Genomic DNA, 19277 nt, shown 5'->3' with positions numbered 1-19277 from the left:
TGTGGAGGTTTCACGATGCCTCGTGCGCCTAAGACAAAACTCGGAGATACAGCCGACGATAGACAATCGGAGCTGTATCTCCAGAATCTGGGCATGCCTATCAAGGAAGATACCGAGCCTGACAGGTGTATCGGTCTGCGGCATGTCGAGCATGATCTCAAGCCGTTACTTTTTCCTAAGCAGAAGTTCGCACTCGAGACAGAGATATTCCTGTACTGGAACAGCCCGACACCAGAGGACTACCTGATTATCGACGACGGCAATGTGAATAACCCGGTGTATAGCTTGACCATGCGCAAAGAAAACGTTTTGCCGGAGTGGGCTACTGCGTACTGCACCATTGAGGAACCTGGCAAGGGCCCCGTCGACACCAACAGGATCAGGCTTCGGATCAAGCTGGACCGCCCCGGTAAAGAAGACCCGGACCACGCAACACCGGGCCATCAAGGGCTGGTGTTTTTTATCCCTGAAGACCTCGAAGCGGGTGCAGTGATTGACCTTAAGAGGGCCAGGCTTGGGGTCATTCTTGTTGTCCAGCCCTACGAAAACATGGCCGAATATGACACCGTCATATTTGCCTGGGGTAGAGTGCTTATCAGCCATGTGGTGACACCCAGGGAGGTCGGCAGAGGATTCGAAGTGATGATTACCGAGAACGTCATCCATGCTGCCGGCAGCAATCCTTTCCTGCCCATCGCAATGCAGGTCATGGACGCGGTGGGCAACTATCCGGTTTTCGATCCTGAATCAGATGAAAATTGGTCGCCGTTAAACTGGGTCAATGTAAACCTCGGCACCCGGCTGCTTGAGGCACCTTTCCTTGAGCAACCAGGAGAGGTTATCGACTTGAAACAGCTCGGGGATGGTCCGCAGAAGATCAAACTGTTTCTTGATCCAATGGTGTTCGATAAAGGCGATCGAGTACGCCTGGACTGGGACGGTCGAGACGCTGAGAATTTCCCAGCTCCCTACAGTGATGAGAAAACCGTCGAGCGCACCAATAGCTTTATGGAATTCGATATTCCGAATGAAAGAGTCAGGGCGCTGGGGGGTGGGGTCTCAATGCTGTCTTGCAGCCTTCATCGGGTAAAAACCGACGACGTGGTTGTTTCGATGCAGACTCGGGTGAGTGTACGCGGAGCTGCCAGTCCATGGCTCGCGCCCGTGGTCCAGGAGTCCGCAGCTGGCTATCTGGATCCGGCTGTTCCCAAGGCCACAGTGGTCATAGTTGCTCCCGACGGATGGGGGGCTTCGACCCAGATTCGCCTGGTGTGGGTGGGTGGCTCGGTGATCTACACCCAGGAGTACACGCTGGCAACGATCCCGGCAGATCGCGTCCTCGTATTCACGGTCGACGGCGAGCATATCAAGCGCTTCAACACCCTACTCACCGAGCTGTATTACGAACGCGCGGATCGGCCCTCAAGCCGTGAGTCGCTGCGCTTGCAATTGCAGGTAGGCAAGCCAGCCGCTGCACTGCCCCAGGCGCGGGTTGAAGGCACTCATACCGAGCAACAGGTGATGGCCATTCTGCCATTTACCGAAACTGAGCCCGGAGACACCGTGACATTACGCTGGATTGGCGACCAATCGAGAACCACAGTGCCGAACACCCTCGATTCGGAAACGGCCGGCCGGGAACTGTTCATTCCGATCGCCGTGGGTAACCTTAAGGAGGGGGAGATCGTACGGGTGTTTTACAGCCTTATACGACAGGGTCAACCCACCCGTTACTCGAAGCTGCTTGTGTGGGTAATGGGCGAATGACGACAGCGCGAAGTGCTGCGCCTGCTCGTTCTGGATCCAATGGCCACAGTTAGCCAGGAAATGCTGCTCAAGGTCAGGCACCCACTCGGGCATGTGCTAGAGCGTGTGAGTTTCAAACACCCCCACAGGATCGTGGTCGCCAATCATTGATGGCACGAATAACTCAATCAACGACCCACCAGCGCGGCAACAGATGTTGTACGCGCGCCTCCCCAAACCGATCATCCATCAACATCACCACCCCCCGGTCGTGCTCGCTGCGAATCACCCTCCCCGCCGCCTGCACGACCTTCTGAATGCCGGGGTACAGGTACGTGTAGTCGTACCCCGCGCCAAAAATCGCTGCCATGCGCAGTTTTATCTGCTCGTTGACCGGGTTGAGTTGCGGCAATCCCAAGGTGGCGATAAACGCGCCGATCAAGCGTGCGCCGGGCAGGTCGATGCCTTCACCAAACGCGCCGCCCAGTACGGCAAAGCCGATGCCTTGGCTGTCTTCGGTGAATTGGTCGAGAAATCCCTGGCGTTCGGCCTCGGCCATGCCGCGCGATTGCTGCCACAGCAGGATCCTGGGATGGGTCTCGGCCAGCAGTTGCGCCACTTGTTGCAGGTAATCAAAGCTTGAGAAAAACGCCAGGTAGTTGCCCGGCTGTTGCGCGAACTGGCGGGCGATCAGCTCGACAATCGGCGCCAGCGAGGCTTGGCGATGCACGAAGCGTGTGGAGATTTTATTGACGATGCGCACGTGCAGTTGTTCGGCCCTGAACGGCGATTCCACATCGACCCAGGCCGTGTCCGTCGGCAGGCCGAGCAGGTCGGCGTAATAGTGGCGTGGGCTCAATGTGGCGGAGAACAACACGCTGCTGCGGGCGGCGGTCAATCGGGGCCGAATGAACTCGGCGGGCACCACGTTACGCAGGCACAGGGTTGAGCTGCTGCGTTTACCGCCGAGCTGGCGTTTGCTGATGTCGAAGATGAAGTGTTCGTTGAACAGCTCGGCGACCTTGGCAAATTGCAGCGCTTCGAAGTAGAAGGCTTGCAGGTCGCCGCTGAGGGCTTCGGGATGCTCGTTGAAGTAATCGCCCAGGGCGCTGGTGCACAGACTCAGGGCCTGGAGCAGTTTGTCCGGCCGCGTGGCATAGGCCTGGTACGCCGCGATCTGGTCCTTGTGCAAGGCGTTCCACTCACGGTTGAGGCGCTGCAAGGGTTTTTTCAGCGGCTCGGGCGCGGTGTCGCGCAGGGTCTTGAGGCTGTACTGGTCGAGGCTGGCGCTGTACATCGAGCGAGCGCGTTCGACCAGGTTGTGGGCTTCATCCACCAGCGCGGCGGTGCGCCATTGGTTGAGCTGAGCCAGGCCGAAGAGCATGGCGCCGAAATCGAAATAGTAGTTGTAGTCGGCGACCACCAGGTCGGCCCAGCGCGCCATTTCCTGGCTCAGGTAATAGGGGCATACCCCGTGAGCGAGGGCGACATCGCGCAGGTTGCGCTGGTCGAGCAGGCGCACCTTGGACGCGGCAATGCGTGCGGCGGGCAAACGGTCATAGAAGCCCTTGGCCAACGGGCAGGAGTCGCCGTGGCAGGCTTTGTCCAGGTGTTCGCAGGCTTTGTCGCGCGCGACCAGTTCGAGTACGCGCAGGGGCAGATCGCTGCTGGCGTGCAGCACGTGGGCCGCATCAAGGGCGAGTTTGCGGCCTGGGGTCTTGGCGGTGAGGAAAAACACCTTGTCCAATTGCTGGGGCGCCAGGGCCTTGAGCAGCGGGAAGATCGTGCCGATGGTCTTGCCGATGCCGGTGGGTGCCTGGGCCATCAGGCAACGGCCGGTGCTGACGGCCTTGTACACCGACTCGGCCAACGCGCGTTGGCCAGGGCGGAAGTCGGCATGGGGGAACACCAGGGTTTGCGCCGCCGTGTTGCGCGCTTCGCGGTGTTGCATTTCCTGCCGGGCCCAACCGAGGAACAGCGCGCATTGCTGGTTGAAGAACCCTTCCAGCTCGGCCGCCTGGAAGCGCTGATTGAGCAGGATCTCGCCCTCGCCGACGATGTCGAAATACACCAGCGCCAAGTCAATTTCCGTCAGCCCGAGTTTCTGGCACATCAGCCAGCCGTAAACCTTGACCTGGGCCCAATGCAGTTGTCGGTGGTTGGCGGGCTGGGCATCTAGGTCGCCGCGATAGGTCTTCACTTCTTCCAGGCGATTGGTGTCCGGGTCGTAACCGTCTGCCCTGCCCCGTACCTTGAGTTGTTGGTATTCGCCCTCCAGGGCTACTTCGTTCTGGTAACGGGCGCTGCGTCGCGAGGCCACGGTGCGGTGGCCGATGATGCCTTCCTGGGCACTGGGAGACGGGGTGAAGCGCAGGTCCAGGTCACCGACCTTGGCCGTGAACTCGCACAGCGCCCGCACGGCTACGCTGTAGCTCAAGCGGGCTGCTCCGCCCAGCGCACGTAACAGACGGTAACCGGCATCTGGTACTCGCCACAGAACGCCAGCCAGCGCAGTTGGTTGTCTTGCAAGCGGTCGCCGGGGCCTTTGACTTCGATCATGCGGTAGGTTTTTTCGGCGGGCCAGAACTGGATCAGGTCCGGCATGCCGGCGCGGTTGGCGCGGATGTCCAGCAGCAGGCGTTCGAACCAGTAGCGCAGGTGTTCGGCGGGCAGGCAGTGCAACGCTTGTTCGAGCAGTTCTTCGCTGAGCAGGTTCCAGAAGACGAAGGGCGATTGGATCCCCCATTTTTCCACGTAGCGCTGGCGGATCGTGGCCTTGTAGCGCTCATCCTGCAGTTGCTCCAGGCACGCGGCGAACAGCGGCGCGCGGCGTTGGTGGAAGTCTTCGCTGTGCAGGTCCGCCGGCCCGCGCTGGAACGGGTGGAAAAACGCCCCTGGCAGTGGCGCGAAGATCACGTCCCAGCACAGCAGGCCAAACAGCGAATTGATCAGGCCGTTTTCGACGTAGTGCACCGGGGCATCCGGTTCGCTCAGGTGGGCCTGGACGCAGTACTCCACCGACATCAACGGTTCCGGCAGGGCAAGTTCCAGGTCCAGGCGCGTGACTTCACGGGGTTTGAGCGTGGGTAGCCGGGGTTCACCCAGCTTGCGTCGCAGGCGTGGCATGACGCGCAACAGGTGTTGCTGTTCGGCGGCGCTTTCCGGTGCCTGTTGCGCGGCGCTTGCCAGCGCCATGGCCTGGACGTAGTCCTCCTGGCGTTCCAGCACACGAATCAGTCGCGCGCGGGCGCCGGGGTAGGCGCAGGTGCGGTAGATCTGCTCCGCCAAGGCCAATTCGGCACTGCGCTCGCAATATTGACCGAGCTGGAACAACAGCTTGGCCCGGCGCTTTTCCAGCCAAGGGTTGTCGGTGGTCAGCATGGCGACTTTCGCCAGTACGTCCTGCAGCGCTTCACCGCTTTCAAAGGCTTGCTGGCATTGGTGCAGGAACAGCACGCCGTGCACGTCGTCACGGCTGCGCAAGCCCCGGGATTCGGCGCAGAACTGAACTTTTTCGTAGGTGTAGATGCCGAGGTCCGCCAGCACGAACTCCGACCAGTCCTGGTGCAGGTTGCCGAAGAACATCAGGCGCAAACGCTCACACAGGTCCATTACCGTGAGGCTGTACAGCGGCTCGGCAAGCTCGGGGCACCATTGGGCAAAGCTGCGGGTTTCTGTGAACTGCGCCGCCAAGCCCTCGAGCCAGTCGACCTTCCTGGCTTTGGGCTGGTCGATCCAGGGCTTGAAGGCACTGAGGAGTTCGCCTTTTTGCAGCAGGGCGAACAACGCGTCAAAGGCCAATGGGTGTTGATCATCGACCCAGCCCAATTCCCGTAGCGGCCCGATAGCCCCCCGGGTAGAACCGATCTCCGGGTAGCTGAGTTTGCCCGCACGAAAATGCACGCCCTTGCGCATCACCATCCGCACCAATAAGGCCTGGGACGCCTGTGGCAAGCTGTCGAATTGCTGAATGAAATGCTGTTCGTCAGGGTCAAGCAGATCCCCATAGCGTTGCCCCAGCCAATGCAGGACTTGACGGAAGTTATGCAGGTAATAGAGGGGATCGTCGAGGGGGTTGGGCATGGCGCGCGTCAGTCAAATACTGGTTATGCATACAGAGTGCCGTCACCCATGCTGTGTTGCAATCGGTAATAGATAAATGGCGCACGCAACTTTTTGTATAAAAGTGATCAGATGGGTGAGTCGATGGCGTAAAATTTATGGCCCGCAGCCTTGGCGCGGGACTTTTCAGGGTTAAAGGTAAGGGTTATGAACATGAAGAATTTGGGTCTGCCGCTGGTTGCACTCACTTTTCTGGTATTGGCCGGTTGCGCGACGCAAACCGTGGTGACGCTGCAAAATGGCACGCAGTATCTGACCAAGGACTCCCCAAAAACCAAAACCGCCGACGGGTTTTATGAGTTCACCGATATCGCCGGCAAGCGCATCCGAGTCAAAGCCGACGATGTAGCCACAGTGCGCAAAGAAGACTGATTTCCAGCGGCTGGCACTGATCCAAATGTGGGAGGGTTGCTACCGATAGCGGTATTCCAGTCAACATCTCATTGACTGAACCACCGCTATCGGGAGCAAGCCCCCTCCCACAGTTTTGAGCGCATTCCAACGCCACCGAGCGTCACCCTATCCGCGCCGACGGTGCGCACAGAAGACTGATTTCCAGCCGCCAACACTGTTCAAATGTGGGAGGGGGCTTGCCCCCGATGGCGGTATTCCAGTCGACATCTCATTGACTGAACCACCGCTATCGGGGGCAAGCCCCCTCCCACAGTTTTGAGCGCATTCCAACGCCACCGAGCGTCACCCTATCCGCGCCGACGGTGCGCACAGAAGACTGATTTCCAGCGGCCAGCACTGTTCAAATGTGGGAGGGGGCTTGCTCCCGATGGCGGTATTCCAGTCGACATCTCATTGACTGAACCACCGCTATCGGGAGCAAGCCCCTTCCCACAGTTTTGAGCGCATTTCAACGCCACCGAGCGTCACCCTATCCGAGTCGACGGTGCGCACAGAAGACTGATTTCCAGCGGCCAGCACTGATCAAATGTGGGAGGGGGCTTGCCCCCGATGGCGGTATTCCAGTCGACATCTCATTGACTGAACCACCGCTATCGGGAGCAAGCCCCCTCCCACAGTTTTGAGCGCATTCCAACGCCACCGAGCGTCACCCTATCCGCGTCGACGGTGCGCACAGAAGACTGATTTCCAGCGGCCAGCACTGTTCAAATGTGGGAGGGGGCTTGCTCCTCCCACAGGTTTAACCGATAACAATCCCCTCCCCCGACCATCCAACCACCCCGACCAACGTCACCGTATCCCCGCCAAAACTGATCACCGTATCCGCGCCTACCACCTTGGCGTGATCACGATAATCCGCACTCCCCTCTACATCCCTGAACACCAGCGTGTCCGTCGCTTGATAGCCGATAATCCGGTCCTGGCCAAACTGCCCGCTGAACATAAAGGTGTTATGCCCGCTGCTGTCGCGGATCGTGTCATTGCCCTTGCCTCCCTCGATAAAGTCCACGCCCTTGCCGCCCTGGATCAGGTCATCGCCATCGCTGCCAATGATGAAGGTATCGCCCTTGTGAGGTTCGGCATTGCGGTTGAGGTCTTGTACCCAGGTGGTGGCCCGGGCCGGGTCGGACAGGTTGGCGACGATAATCGTCGAGTCGCGACTCATTTGCTCATAGAAACCGGACTCGAGGATGCGCGTCATCCCGTCGCCATAACCGGTGGGCAAATGCGAGATCCAGGTCGGCAGGTTGGTGATGGAAAACGGCAGCACATTCCACAGCGTCGAGGCGTAGTGGTCGTTGAAGCTGACGATATTGTCGGTGGTCGATTCATGGGGTTTGTCATGCGCGCCCAACGACGACCAAGTGAAGGACGAGCCGTCCAGGGCACGAAATACCGGGTCGTTTTCATAACCGATATTGAGCACCTTGTCGCCGGCGCTCTGGGTCGGAGAGGCGTAGGCCACGTAGTTGGCGTCCTGGTAGAAACCTGCCCATTTGCCACTGCTCAAGTCGGCCATGCTGTTGACCGCCAGGCCGCCCAGGCTGTGGCCGCTGACCACCACATCGTGGCCGCTGAGGCCGTGGGCGCTGGCGTAGTCGGCGACGTTCTTGAGCAGGCCGCCAAAGGCTTCGCCGGCGTAGTTCTTCGCGTAATCCTTGGGGCCCAGCGCCGCGAGCAGATCGCTGACCAGGTCGCCAATGGAATCGCTGATCAGCGTGTCCCGAGGGCCTGAAGTGCCGCGAAAACCGATACCGATTTCCAGCAACTGGCCGGCGTCATCGTACTTGCCCAGCACCTCAACCTGGGCCGTGGTGTAGCCGGCCTTTTCGCCGAAGAACGTACCTCGGGCGTCGACCTTGCCGGCATAGCCCAGGGTGCTCGCGCTGATGGGCGTCCAACCCGCCTGTTGCACGGCCTCAAGGGCGGCTTTCTCCGAATCCGGGTTCCAGGGAATGCCAGGAATCACGCCCTGGGAATCCGTACTGCCCAGCAGCGCACCGACCAGCGTGGCCGGTAAGCCGAGCCCCAGGCCGTTGTGCTGGTAGCCCACGGCAAAGCCGTTATCCAGGTTATGGTAGGTATACAACGTGATCGCCATGGCATCGGCGAACAACGCTTTGGAGCCCTCGGCTCCGAGGTTTTTATAGTCAAACACACCCATGGTCTTGCCTCTCTATTGTTGGAATTGTCGAGAAAGCCAATTAATGCGGTGCTGGCCCGAACGCCTCATCCACCTTGGCCAGGTCGGTGTCGCGCAGGTTGCCGGCGTAGTAATGCAATTTGGTCCAGGCCATCAGGTAGTCGTAACGCGCCTGAGCCAGGTCGCGCCGCGTGCTGTAGAGCTGTTGCTCGGCGTTCAACGCATCGAGGTTGACCCGCTCGCCACCGAGGATGCTTTGTTTGGTCGACACCACCAGCGCCTCCGCCGAGGCCAGCGCCTTTTGATAGGCGCGCAGTTTGCTCACGCCGGACAGGCAGGCACTGAACTGCCGACGCAGTTCGATCAGGGTCTCGCGGGTCTTGCCTTCCAGTTCGTATTCCGCCTGTTCCATGGCACGGCTGGCCTGGCGGGTGGACGCGGAGATGCCGCCACCGGCATACAGCGGCAGGCTCACTTCCACGCCGATGGTGTTGGTGTCGTAGCGCTGGTTGTAGGTGTTGCCGCTGTCGGATTCCTGCTGGCGCGAGCTGGCATACGCGGTGACCTTGGGCAGATGCCCGGCGCGGTTGCGCTCCACTTCATAACGCGCCACTTCCAGGGCCTGGCGCTGGGACGCGAGCGTAGGGTTGTTGCTGATCGCGAGTGTATGCCAGGTGTCGTAGTTGGCCGGGGTCAGGGTAAATGCGGCAAAGCCCTGGTTGAGCGGCGCCAGGTCGTGGATGTTGACGCTTTGCACACCGATCAACGCGCCCAGTTCCCGTAACGAGGCGTCCTGTTCGTCCAGTGCCTCGATCTCTTCGGCGGTGGCCAGCTCATAGCGCGACTCAGCCTCGAGAATATCGGTGCGGGTGCCCTCGCCTTGCTGGAACAAGTGCCGGTTCTGCTGGAATTGCTGCTCGAAGGCCTTCTTCTTGGCGCGGGCGATGTCGATCTGGTCCTGGGCAAACAGCGCCTGGGTGTAGTAGCTCAGCACCCGCACCAGCAGGGCCTGGCTCTTGTCGCGAAAGCTTTCATCGGCGAACAGCGCCTGAGCCACACCTTTGCGGTAGTTGGCGTAAGCCTCGTAGTCAAACAAGGGCTGTTGCAGGCTGAAGGTCGAGCCGTAGCTGTTGTAGTTGCGGTCGTCGTGATAATTGCCGCCACGCCCGTCGGGCAAGGTGGCCTGGGAGTTGTTGCGGCCCTTGTTGTAGTTGTACGACAGCTTGGGCAGCAGGCCCGCGCGGCCGATGGTGCGGTTTTCCAGGCCGGCGTCGCGCTCCTTGATCGCGCCGAGAAACACCGGATCGTTGCGCAGGGCCTGCTCGTACACATCGAACGGGCCCATGGCGGCCTGGGCATTGACGCAGGTAAACAGCAAGGCGATGAACACCGCTTTCATGCTCATTCCTCGGTCAACGCGGAGCCGGCGCGGTCGAGCAGCGGCTTGAACAGGTAATTGAGCAACGAACGCTCGCCGGTGCGCACGAACATCTCGGCGGGCATGCCCGGCTTGATCACCAGGCCGTGGAGTTTCTCCAGCGCCGCCTCGCTGACGGTGGTGCGCAGCACGTAATACGGCGCGCCGGTTTTTTCATCGAGCATCTGGTCGGCGGAAATCAGACTGACCTCCCCCGGCACGCGCGGGGTGCGGCTCTGGTTGAAGGCGGTGAACAGAATATCGACCGGCAGGTGCGTGCCGACCTTGTCCACCAGGTGCACCGGCAAATGCCCCTCGACTTCCAGGCGCGTGCCCTGGGGCACGATTTCCAGCAGGGTTTCACCGGCACGCACCACGGCGCCCTCGGTGTGCACGCTTAGGTTGACCGCAATGCCCTCGGCCGGCGCGTTGATCTCGCTGTGTTGCAAGTCAAAGCCAGCCGATGTGAGTTGCTGTTCCAGGGTCAGGCTGCGCAATTGCGCGTCGGCCAATTGGCTGCGTACTTCCTTCTGATATTCCTCGCTGTGCTGCTGCAATTTCAGGCGCGATTCGAGGATGCCCTGCTCCACCCGGCCGCTTTCGCCGGTGTTCTGCGCCAGATCCTGTTGCACCTGGGACAGCTGGCGTTGGTACTCCATCAGCCGGTTGCGCGGGATATAACCGTTGTCGGCCAGGGGTTGCAGGTTGTTCAGTTGGTCGCGCAGGGACTGGGCCTGGGCGGTCAGGTCGCTGCGGGCGCGGCGCATGCCGTTGAGCTGCGCGGTCGCGCCCTCGATATTCGCGCGGATGCCTGCCTGCTCACGGGCAAAGGCTTCGCGACGGCTGCTGAACAATTGGCGCTGGCCTTCCAGGACCAACGCCGATGCCGGCTCGGGGCTGCTGCTCAGCTCGGCGGGAAAGGTGATGGCGGATTGATTGTCGCGCTCGCTCTGCCAACGCGCGACGCTGGCCCAGGCCATGCGGTACTGGGCTTGCAGGGACTGCACGTCCGCCTGGTGCTGGGTCTGGTCGAGACGGAACAGCGGCTGGCCTTGCTTCACCAGCTCACCCTCCTTCACCAGAATCCGACTGACCACGCCGGGGCTGAAGGTTTGCACCGCCTTGCGTTTGCCCGACACCACCACCGTGCCCTGCACCGGAATGCCTTGGTCCAGGGGCGCCAGGCTGGCCCAGAGGAAAAAGCCACCGGCACCGACCACGGTCAGCAGCCAGCCCATGCGCGCGAAGAACCGGGCGTCGCGCTCTTTGAAGCGTGGTTCAACAGTGATACTGCTCATGCGCCTGGATTCCTTCCGGCTTGATACTGACGGCTGAAACTCACACCGGGTTTATCCTTCGGTGCTTCCTGCTGGCCGGACAACGCCCGCAGCACGTCCTGGCTTGGCCCGAATGCCTGCAAACGCCCTTCGTTGAGCACCAGCAACTTATCGGCCTGGGCCAAGGCCGAAGAACGATGGGTCACCAGCACCACACTGCTGCCCTGCGCTTTCATCTGCACAATGGCGCTGGCCAGCGCGGCCTCGCCGACGGTGTCGAGGTTGGAGTTGGGCTCGTCCAGTACGATCAACCGCGGCCCGCCGTACAGCGCACGCGCCAGGGCCACCCGTTGTTTCTGGCCACCGGACAGGCCGCCACCGTTGTCGCCCAGGACCGTGTCATAACCGTGGGGCAAACGCAGGATCAGTTCATGCACGCCGGCTTGTTGCGCAGCCTGCACCACACGCTCGGGGTCGGCCTCGCGAAAGCGCGCGATGTTGTCGGCGATGCTGCCGCTGAACAGTTCGATGTCCTGGGGCAGATAGCCGATGTGCGGACCGAGGTCGTCGCGGTCCCAACGATGGATGTCCGCGCCATCCAGGCGCACGGTGCCGGCCAGGGTCGGCCATACGCCCACCAACACACGGGCCAGGGTGGATTTGCCGGAGCCCGAGGCCCCGAGCACGCCCAGCACTTCGCCGGCGCCGAGGTTGAAGCTGACCTGATGCAGGGTAGGCAGGCGCCGCCCGGGCGGGCCGGCACTGACCTGTTCGAAGCTGACCTCGCCCTTGGGTGCCGGCAATTTCATCTGCTCGACTTCCGGGGGGAACTCGCGCAGCAATTCGTCCAGCCGCTGATAGGCCAGCTTGGCCGAACTCCATTGCTTCCAGACCGCAATCAACTGGTCGATGGGGCTGAGTACGCGGCCCATCAGGATCGAGCCCGCGATCATCATCCCGGCGGTCATATCGCCCTTGATCACCAACAACGCACCCAGGCCCAGCACTAGGGATTGCAGGCACAGGCGCAAGGATTTGCTCAGGGAGGTGATCACCGAGCCGGTATCGCTGGCTTTGTTCTGCAAACCCAGGAACTGCGAATGCACGGCAAACCAGCGTTTGCGTAGCGCGCCAAGCATGCCCATGGCCTGGATGGTTTCGGCGTTGTGCAAATGGCTGGTGGCCAGCTGCGTCGATTGCTGCGAGAAACCACTGGCCTCGCCCAATGGCTTCTTCGTCAGGTATTCGTTGAGGCACGCAAGGCCGATCAACAGCAGCGCGCCGGCGGTGGCCAACACCCCGAGCCAGACGTTGAAGAGAAAAATCACAAACAGGTAGATGGGAAACCACGGCGCATCGAAGAACGCGAACAGCGCCGGCCCGGTGATGAATTGGCGGATATGGGTCAAGTCACCCAGGGATTGCCCGGCATGCCCCTGGCCGCGTTGCAGGTTGCGTTCGAACGCGGCCTTGTACACGCGCAAGTTGAAACGCCGCTCCAACTGGCTGCCGATGCGGATCACGATAAAACTGCGGATGACTTCCAGCAGGCCAATAAACGCAAAGAAGCCCACGACCATCAGGGTCAACATCACCAGGGTGGTTTCATTCTGCGAGGAGAGCACGCGGTCATACACTTGCAGCATGTAAATCGACGGCACCAGCATCAACAGGTTGATCAAGGCGGTAAAACAACCCACGCTGATCAAGATGCTCTTGTACTCACCCAGCGCCTTGAATAAAGGCGCCACGGTATGGGGTTTGACCATATCTTTTGCTCTTCCTTGAACCCAACTACGCGCAATAGTTGCCCCTGCCCCCTGATCAGGGGCGGCCAACTAATAAAATCGAGTTATCGCCTTATAACGGACAACTAAGGTGCTCGTTGCAATACCACTACCGCACCCGACGGTGTACGGCCTTGGTATTCACCTTCTTTCTGACGATTCAAATGGGTGATCCCGCTGCCTTCGGCATTGAACAGCCAGATACCGTCCGGGGTTGGCGACCACGTCAGGGGCTTGTCCCCCAGCCATTGCGCCACACAGGTCACATCGCCGCCCAGGGCATTGGCCTGCTCGAGCAGGTCCAGTGCACACACCTGATCCTGCTGGTGCAACTGCCAATGCCCGGCCAATTGGGCGCTGGTGGGTAAAACAAGACTGCTCGCCATTGCGTGGGCTCCTGCCGACACGAACATCACCTGCAACACGCAGGCGATCACATTGTAAAAACGCTGCATCTGTACGCCCCATCCTGGAGGCGCGGCGCCAAAGCGCCGCGCCCGTGCATCATGCCACGATGTCGCTGGCCGCTGCCTGGCCTACGGTGGTGACGAGGAAATCCGCCACGCCGTGCCCGGAAAAGTCGACTGCCAGGGTGCCCAGGTTGGTACCTGCCGCGTAGGACAACACCGCATCGCCGGCATGCCCGGTGAAGGCATTGACGAAGGTCAGCCCGGCACCTTTGGTGATGCCGCTGAGGTCGATCTTGTCGGAGCCCGAGGTGAAGTCAAAGATCTTGTCCGCCACCCCTGGCTTGGAGTCGGAACTGGCACCGAACACAAACGTGTCGTTGCCCGCGCCACCCCACAGTTGGTCCGCGCCGCCAGCGCCGTAGATGAGGTCGTTGCCGGCCCCGCCCTTGATGACGTTGGCTGCGTTGTTGCCGATGATCAGGTCGTTGCCCGCACCGCCGAACGCGTTCTCTACGGTCACGCCCTTGGCGATGGAGACGTTGCCCACCAGGCCGCCAACGTCGGAGAACGAGGCCTCATTGAGGTTAATTTTCTGGTTCTGGGTAAAACCGGAGAAGTCCAGGGTGTCATTGCCGCCACCGTCCCAGACCGAGAACACCAGTTTGTCGGCGTTGGACGTGGCGCTGAGGAAATCACGCCCGGTATTGGAGTTGAACCCGTAGGTGGTATCGCCGGCACGGGTGTTGTAGTTGGCGCCGTAGAGCTTCTGGATCGCGGCGATGTCGTCGATCAGCGGGCCGGACGCGTAGGCTTCGACCCCGCCTTTACTGAAGTTCTGGTGGGTGTTGCTCTCGCTCCAGTAGCTCATGAGGCTGTAGCCGCGCGTGTCCTGTCCATAGGTCGCGTCGTTGTAGGTCGGGGCGCCTTCGCCAGCGTTGTAGTCGCCAGGGTGGGCGAGGCCCAGGGTGTGGCCGATTTCGTGGGTCAGGGTCTGCCGGCCGTAGTTGTTCAGGTCCGGGGTCTTGTTCGGCGTGTAGCTGTTGTTGGTCAGGTACCACGAGGTGCCATCGTAGCCTGCACCGGTGCCGGGCAGGTAGGCGAAGGCAGCCGCGCCGTCCTGGCCGCTGCTGTAGTTGCCGAATGTCATGTGGCCGTCACCGCCGGTGGCTTTCTCGGTGAAGGTGACATTGGCCACGTCCGACCAGGATTGCATGGCCAGGGCGGCCTGTGCTTTCTGCTGGGCGTTGAACTGGCTGAAGCCCGAGATGCCATGTTTGTTCATGGTGCTCGAGGAGGCCGAGGTCAGGAAGGTGTAGGTCAGGTCGATCTTGCCGTTGCCGTCAAAGTCCCGGTACGCGGCGCCGTCGCGCAGCAGCTGGGTGGCTGCCTGGTCAACGGTGTAGGAGGGTTTGCCATTGATCGTGAGGTTGCCGCCACGGTCATACAGATGGCTGAAGCTATCGATTTGCGAGTAAGCGGTGCTGGCTTGCGCCGCCGACACGATAGCCTGGTCTTTTACTTTTGACATAAACGTACTTCCTTGTTTGCAAATGCATCAGTCTTGGGTCGATAGGAATCCCGTGGGCGAGATCGTCCTATCACTCGCCTCTTTTGAAGGCGTCACGAAACTGACACAACTTGAAATCTTTCGTCTACATCTTTTCCAGCATGAGAACTGACCAATAAACAGCGCTCACAAGTTTGGCTCCGTATTTGTTGGGTGGCGTTGCCTTTGTCCGACAAAAGACACTGGCCACTTATTTAAATATTAAATAGCGTTAATGCCGCTCAAGTTGAGCGACACACTTGATAATTGGATCCACAATATTGTCATGGTGTCATTCGCAACATTAAACAGCCACTATTTATATGAATATATCGGCGCTGCCCCCTATTATCGGGACACGCGCCAACCTGTGTTGTGCAATGCCTGTAACAACGTTTCGCCTTTCAAGCCCGGCACCTGTACGCCGTCGTCGGTCAGCATGTCTTCGCCTGCCAGGATCGCGTTGATGATCGCCTCCTCCACCGCCTCCGCTGCAGCGCTGAACAGCGGGGAAATATGATCGTTATTCACCATCTGCAAGGTGCTGCTCAACGGCAGGCCTTTGCGCGCGTAGTCTGCTGGGGGCAGATCCTGGTTGCCGGTGGCGAAGGCCAGGAACAGGTCGCCACTGGAGTCTTCGGTGCCGCCGCCAGTGCGTGCGATACCGATAGACGCGCGCTGTGCCAGGCGCTGGCATTGGTGTGGCAGCAAAGGCGCATCAGTGGCGATGATCACCACGATCGAACCCATGCCCGGCGTGCCCCGTTCGGCAAAGGGCGATGGGATGTCCATCAAGCGACGGCCCACCGGGTAACCGTCGACGCGCAGTTCCTGGCGCTTGCCATGGTTGGCCTGCACCAGCACGCCGACGGTCCAACCGCCCTGCTCGGCCGGCAAACGGCGCGAGGCGCTGCCGATACCGCCCTTGAATTCATGGCAGATCATTCCCGTACCACCGCCCACGGCGCCTTCTTGCACGGGGCCGCTTTCAGCGCTTTCCAGCGCTTGGCGCACATGCTCAGGCTTGACGTGCTGGCCCCAGATGTCGTTTAGCAGGCCGTCGTAGGTTTCCATCACCACCGGCATGCACCAGTACACCGCCGGGTCCGCCAGACGCTCGCGCTCCAGGGCGATCAGGGTGTCGCGCACGATGCCGATGCTGTGGGTGTTGGTGATGGCCAGCGGCGTAGTCAACAGGCCCGCCTCGCTGATCCATTCCAGGCCGGTGGCGTCGCCGTTGCCGTTAAGCACGTGATACCCGGCAAAGCACGGCTGCTGCCGCGCCTCCCCGGCACGCGGCTGGACCACGCTGACACCGGTGCGCACCTGCTTGTCATCGATACGCGTCTTGAGCGTACTGTGACCGACCCGAACCCCCGGAACGTCGGTGATGGCATTCAACTCGCCGGGTGTGCCCAACCCCAACGTGATGCCCAATTGACGTGCACGCATAACCACTCCTTACAATTTCTGAAAAACCGGACTCGACCGGCCGCTGATGCAATACAGAATCACCGACAGCGCCAGCAGGCCGATGATGATCATGATGTCGCGCACTGACGCCGCGTAGAGCAACGTCACCAGCAAGTAACCCGCGCCCAGTACCGCCAGCAGCGCCGGTAACGGCCACAGCGGCATGCGATAGGGATGCTCGCGGTCGCGCAGCAGCACGCGGCTCATCAATGCGCTCAACGCCACCACCAGGTACACCAATATGATCAGCAATACGCTGAACGAGGTGAGGTCGGCCAGGTTGGAGCTGAAGCTCAGCGCCGCCGACGGAATCGCCAGGAACAGCGTGGCCAGCCATGGCGAGTCCCAGCGCGGGTGGATGCGGGTGAACAGTTTGTTGATGGTCGGCGTCCACAGCGCATCGCGCCCGCTGCTGAACACCACGCGGCCGATCTGGATCACGATGGCGACAATCGCATTGAATACCGACAGGAAGATCCCGGCACTGACCAGGCGCGACAGGGTTTCATTACCATGGCTGGTGAGCAGGTAGCCGATGGGGTCCGGGCTGCTGATCATCGCACTCAGTGACGGCGCGCCGATCAGCAACGCTGTGATCGGCACCAACTCGATCACCACCACCAGGCCCAGGGACCACAGCACCGCCTTGTGCACGCCCTTGCCAGCGCATTTCATGTCTTCGGCCAGCAACACGGCTGGGCCGTAACCGTTGTAGGAAAACAGGCCAATGCCCACCGCGCCGATCACCAGGGCCCAGGGCGCCAGGTGCAACATACCGTTTTCGACGATCTGGGGTTGAAACAGCACGCTGGCCGGCTGCACCGGGTTACCGAAGCCGAGACACACGATCACCAGCAGCGCCGCGACTTCCAGCAGCAGGCAGGTCCCGGTGATCCAGGCGTTGAGCTTGATATTGAGGATGCCCAAGGCGTAGCTGCACACCACGATCACCAGGGCGACGGTTTGCGAATCGAATGTCGTCCCCAAGGCGTTGTTGAGATAGGTGGCGGCCCCCGTGGCCAAGACCGGCGGGATAAACAGCAGCATCACCAGCACGGTCAGGAACGTCGCGTAGCCAGCCATGCCGCCGAACACCCGTTTGGCATACACATACTCGCCACCGGCGCTGTTATGGGCGCGGCCCAGTTCGGCGTAGCAAAACGCGAACATCAGCGCGAGCAGCCCTGCCATCACGAACGCCAGGAACACGCCGCTGCCGGCCTGTTGGATGGCAAAGGGTGCGATCACGAAGACGGAACTGGCGGGGGTCACCGCTGAAACGGTGATGGCCACTACATCGAAGACGCTCAGGGTGGGTTTCAGCACGCCGTCGGGCGTGGGGGAAGTGCTCATATCGTTATCCTCTGTCGTTGTTCTTGGTGTGAGGCAGAAACGAAAAATGATGTTTTTTCGGGATATGTTTCCCGTTGAATAGTGACGACGTTATCGACCTGACGCCTGTCAGCCAATTCCCCTATTGGCGTACTCCCCTTGACGCCACTCAGCAAAAACCGAACCCTTGGCCAATCTTTTGAGGGTGGGAGCCAGTGACATGAGCCTGTTCAGGGAAATCGGCATGCATGCCGGGTTGGGGCGAACCCTGTCACAAATCGGCACCGAGCGATTCTGGAAGCAATTGGTGCTGTTGTTGCACCAGTGCCTGCCCTTCGATAACGCGCTGGCGATCTTCTATCCCGTGGAGGGCCCGCCCCAGGCCCTGGAAGAGTACGACGCCCAGCCGAGCAGTAAACCGGCGTCGATGCTGGCCTACCTCAATGGCCTGTATTTGCTCGATCCGTTCTTCCAGGCCTGTCGCGAAGGTTATGCCAGTGGCGTGTACCGGCTCGAGGAAGTGGCGCCGGACCATTTTCGCCAGAGCGAGTATTTCCTCAGCTACTTCCACGACAACGTGCTGGAAGACGAGCTGCAGTTGATCCTGCAATTGCCGGGCGCGGGGACGTTGTCGCTGTCACTGGGCATGCAGCGGCGTTTCAGCGTTGAGGAGACCGGAATGATGACGACCCTGGCGGCCTGGGTGCTGCCGTTGATGCAGCAGCATTGGCAACAAAGCACCCAGCGCGCGCCGGCCATGGACAGCCAGATCCGGGATGCGTTGAGCCAATTCGGTTGCGGCGTACTCTCGGAGCGCGAACTGGAAATCGCCCGCCTGGTGCTGCGCGGGTTCTCTTCCAAAGCCATGGCCGAGCGCCTGCATATCTCGCCGGACACGGTGAAGGTGCACCGTCGGCATCTGTACGCGAAGCTGGACATCTCGTCACAGCCGGAACTGTTTTCGTTGTTTATCCAGTCGTTGGGGCATGACCTGGAAAACCCCTGACATCGGCGGTGCGCCCAACGCAGCCTCGCTTGCGCTCGGCAGCTGCTACGGGAGCGTGAGATGGCGCTGTCGAGCCCTGGCGAGGCTGCGTGAGGCCCTCACAAACACCCAGCATCACGATGAATCGCCACGAGAACGTGGATGGTCAGTGACATCGGCGGTGTGCCCAACGCAGCCTCGCTTGCGCTCGGCAGCTGCTACGGGTGAGATGGCGCGTAGCAGCTGTCGAGCCCTGGCGAGGCTGCGTGAGGCCCTCACAAACACCCAGCATCACGATGAATCGCCGCGAGAATGTGGATGGTCAGTGACATCGGCGGTGTGCCCAACGCAGCCTCGCTTGCGCTCGGCAGCTGCTACGGGAGCGTGAGATGGCGCGTAGCTGTCGAGCCTTGGCGAGGCTGCGTGAGGCCCTCACAAACACCCAGCATCACGATGAATCGCCGCGAGAACGTGGATGGTCAGTGATATCGGCGGTGTGCCCAACGCAGCCTCGCTTGCGCTCGGCAGCTGCTACGGGTGAGATGGCGCGTAGCAGCTGCCGAGCCCTGGCGAGGCTGCGTGAGGTCCACACAAAAACCTTGCATCACGATGAATCGCCGCGAGT

13 protein-coding genes and 1 pseudogene are annotated in these 19277 nt (G+C 60.8%); 3 read left to right on the top strand and 11 right to left on the bottom strand.

Features of this window, described 5'->3' with window-relative positions; translation table 11 throughout:
* Window positions 1-93: 93 nt before the first annotated feature.
* Window positions 94-1767: a hypothetical protein gene (locus FIV39_RS09985; RefSeq protein WP_143513873.1), complete on the top strand. Its 1674-nt coding sequence runs from the start codon at window positions 94-96 to the stop codon at window positions 1765-1767.
* A 15-nt stretch (window positions 1768-1782) separates the two neighbouring features.
* Here FIV39_RS09985 and FIV39_RS33335 read toward each other — a convergent pair.
* From FIV39_RS33335 to FIV39_RS09970, 3 genes and pseudogenes are all read right to left on the bottom strand, one after another.
* A pseudogene (locus tag FIV39_RS33335) lies at window positions 1783-1914 on the bottom strand (alpha/beta fold hydrolase); the annotation flags it as partial.
* Between the two features lie 16 nt (window positions 1915-1930).
* Window positions 1931-4183, bottom strand: a complete 2253-nt coding sequence (locus tag FIV39_RS09975) for an ATP-dependent DNA helicase (protein ID WP_090404319.1) — start codon at window positions 4181-4183, stop codon at window positions 1931-1933.
* Entirely contained in the window at window positions 4180-5829 is a 1650-nt protein-coding gene (locus tag FIV39_RS09970; protein WP_090404324.1) for a VRR-NUC domain-containing protein, read from the bottom strand. The genes FIV39_RS09975 and FIV39_RS09970 overlap by 4 nt, the downstream gene beginning before the upstream one ends.
* Before the next feature lie 186 nt (window positions 5830-6015).
* On the opposite strand from FIV39_RS09970, the gene FIV39_RS09965 reads away from it, so the two are divergent.
* Window positions 6016-6240: a YgdI/YgdR family lipoprotein gene (locus FIV39_RS09965; RefSeq protein WP_027605784.1), complete on the top strand. Its 225-nt coding sequence runs from the start codon at window positions 6016-6018 to the stop codon at window positions 6238-6240.
* A 781-nt stretch (window positions 6241-7021) separates the two neighbouring features.
* On the opposite strand, the gene FIV39_RS09960 is transcribed toward FIV39_RS09965, so the two are convergent.
* The 8 genes from FIV39_RS09960 to FIV39_RS09925 form a co-directional block, all read right to left on the bottom strand.
* Window positions 7022-8446, bottom strand: a complete 1425-nt coding sequence (locus FIV39_RS09960) for a polyurethane esterase (RefSeq protein WP_090404327.1) — start codon at window positions 8444-8446, stop codon at window positions 7022-7024.
* Between the two features lie 40 nt (window positions 8447-8486).
* Window positions 8487-9824 carry a TolC family outer membrane protein gene (locus FIV39_RS09955; RefSeq protein WP_090404329.1) on the bottom strand — a complete coding sequence of 446 codons (1338 nt, stop codon included), beginning with the start codon at window positions 9822-9824 and terminating at the stop codon, window positions 8487-8489.
* A gap of 2 nt (window positions 9825-9826) precedes the next feature.
* Window positions 9827-11140, bottom strand: coding sequence for an HlyD family type I secretion periplasmic adaptor subunit (locus tag FIV39_RS09950; RefSeq protein ID WP_090404332.1), 1314 nt, complete (start codon window positions 11138-11140; stop codon window positions 9827-9829).
* Window positions 11137-12888, bottom strand: a complete 1752-nt coding sequence (locus FIV39_RS09945; protein ID WP_090404334.1) for a type I secretion system permease/ATPase — start codon at window positions 12886-12888, stop codon at window positions 11137-11139. Before FIV39_RS09945 ends, FIV39_RS09950 begins: the two co-directional genes overlap by 4 nt.
* Before the next feature lie 104 nt (window positions 12889-12992).
* The gene (locus FIV39_RS09940) at window positions 12993-13361 is read right to left on the bottom strand and encodes an AprI/Inh family metalloprotease inhibitor (RefSeq protein WP_090404337.1); all 369 of its coding nucleotides are present in this window, start codon (window positions 13359-13361) and stop codon (window positions 12993-12995) included.
* Between the two features lie 49 nt (window positions 13362-13410).
* Window positions 13411-14844, bottom strand: coding sequence for a serralysin family metalloprotease (locus FIV39_RS09935; RefSeq protein WP_090404340.1), 1434 nt, complete (start codon window positions 14842-14844; stop codon window positions 13411-13413).
* A gap of 366 nt (window positions 14845-15210) precedes the next feature.
* A complete protein-coding gene (locus FIV39_RS09930) occupies window positions 15211-16314 on the bottom strand; it encodes a DmpA family aminopeptidase (protein WP_090404343.1) in 1104 nt (367 codons plus the stop codon).
* 9 nt (window positions 16315-16323) lie between these two features.
* The gene (locus tag FIV39_RS09925; RefSeq protein WP_090404346.1) at window positions 16324-17688 is read right to left on the bottom strand and encodes an APC family permease; all 1365 of its coding nucleotides are present in this window, start codon (window positions 17686-17688) and stop codon (window positions 16324-16326) included.
* A gap of 199 nt (window positions 17689-17887) precedes the next feature.
* Between FIV39_RS09925 and FIV39_RS09920 the strand changes: the two genes are divergently transcribed.
* Window positions 17888-18673 carry a helix-turn-helix transcriptional regulator gene (locus FIV39_RS09920; RefSeq protein WP_090404349.1) on the top strand — a complete coding sequence of 262 codons (786 nt, stop codon included), beginning with the start codon at window positions 17888-17890 and terminating at the stop codon, window positions 18671-18673.
* Window positions 18674-19277 lie beyond the last annotated feature (604 nt).

The organism is Pseudomonas grimontii, assembly GCF_007858185.1.
In the GTDB taxonomy this organism is placed as follows: Bacteria; Pseudomonadota; Gammaproteobacteria; order Pseudomonadales; family Pseudomonadaceae; genus Aquipseudomonas; species Aquipseudomonas grimontii.
Note: the sequence above shows the minus strand (reverse complement) of the source record. Positions and strands in the feature narration are given on the sequence as shown.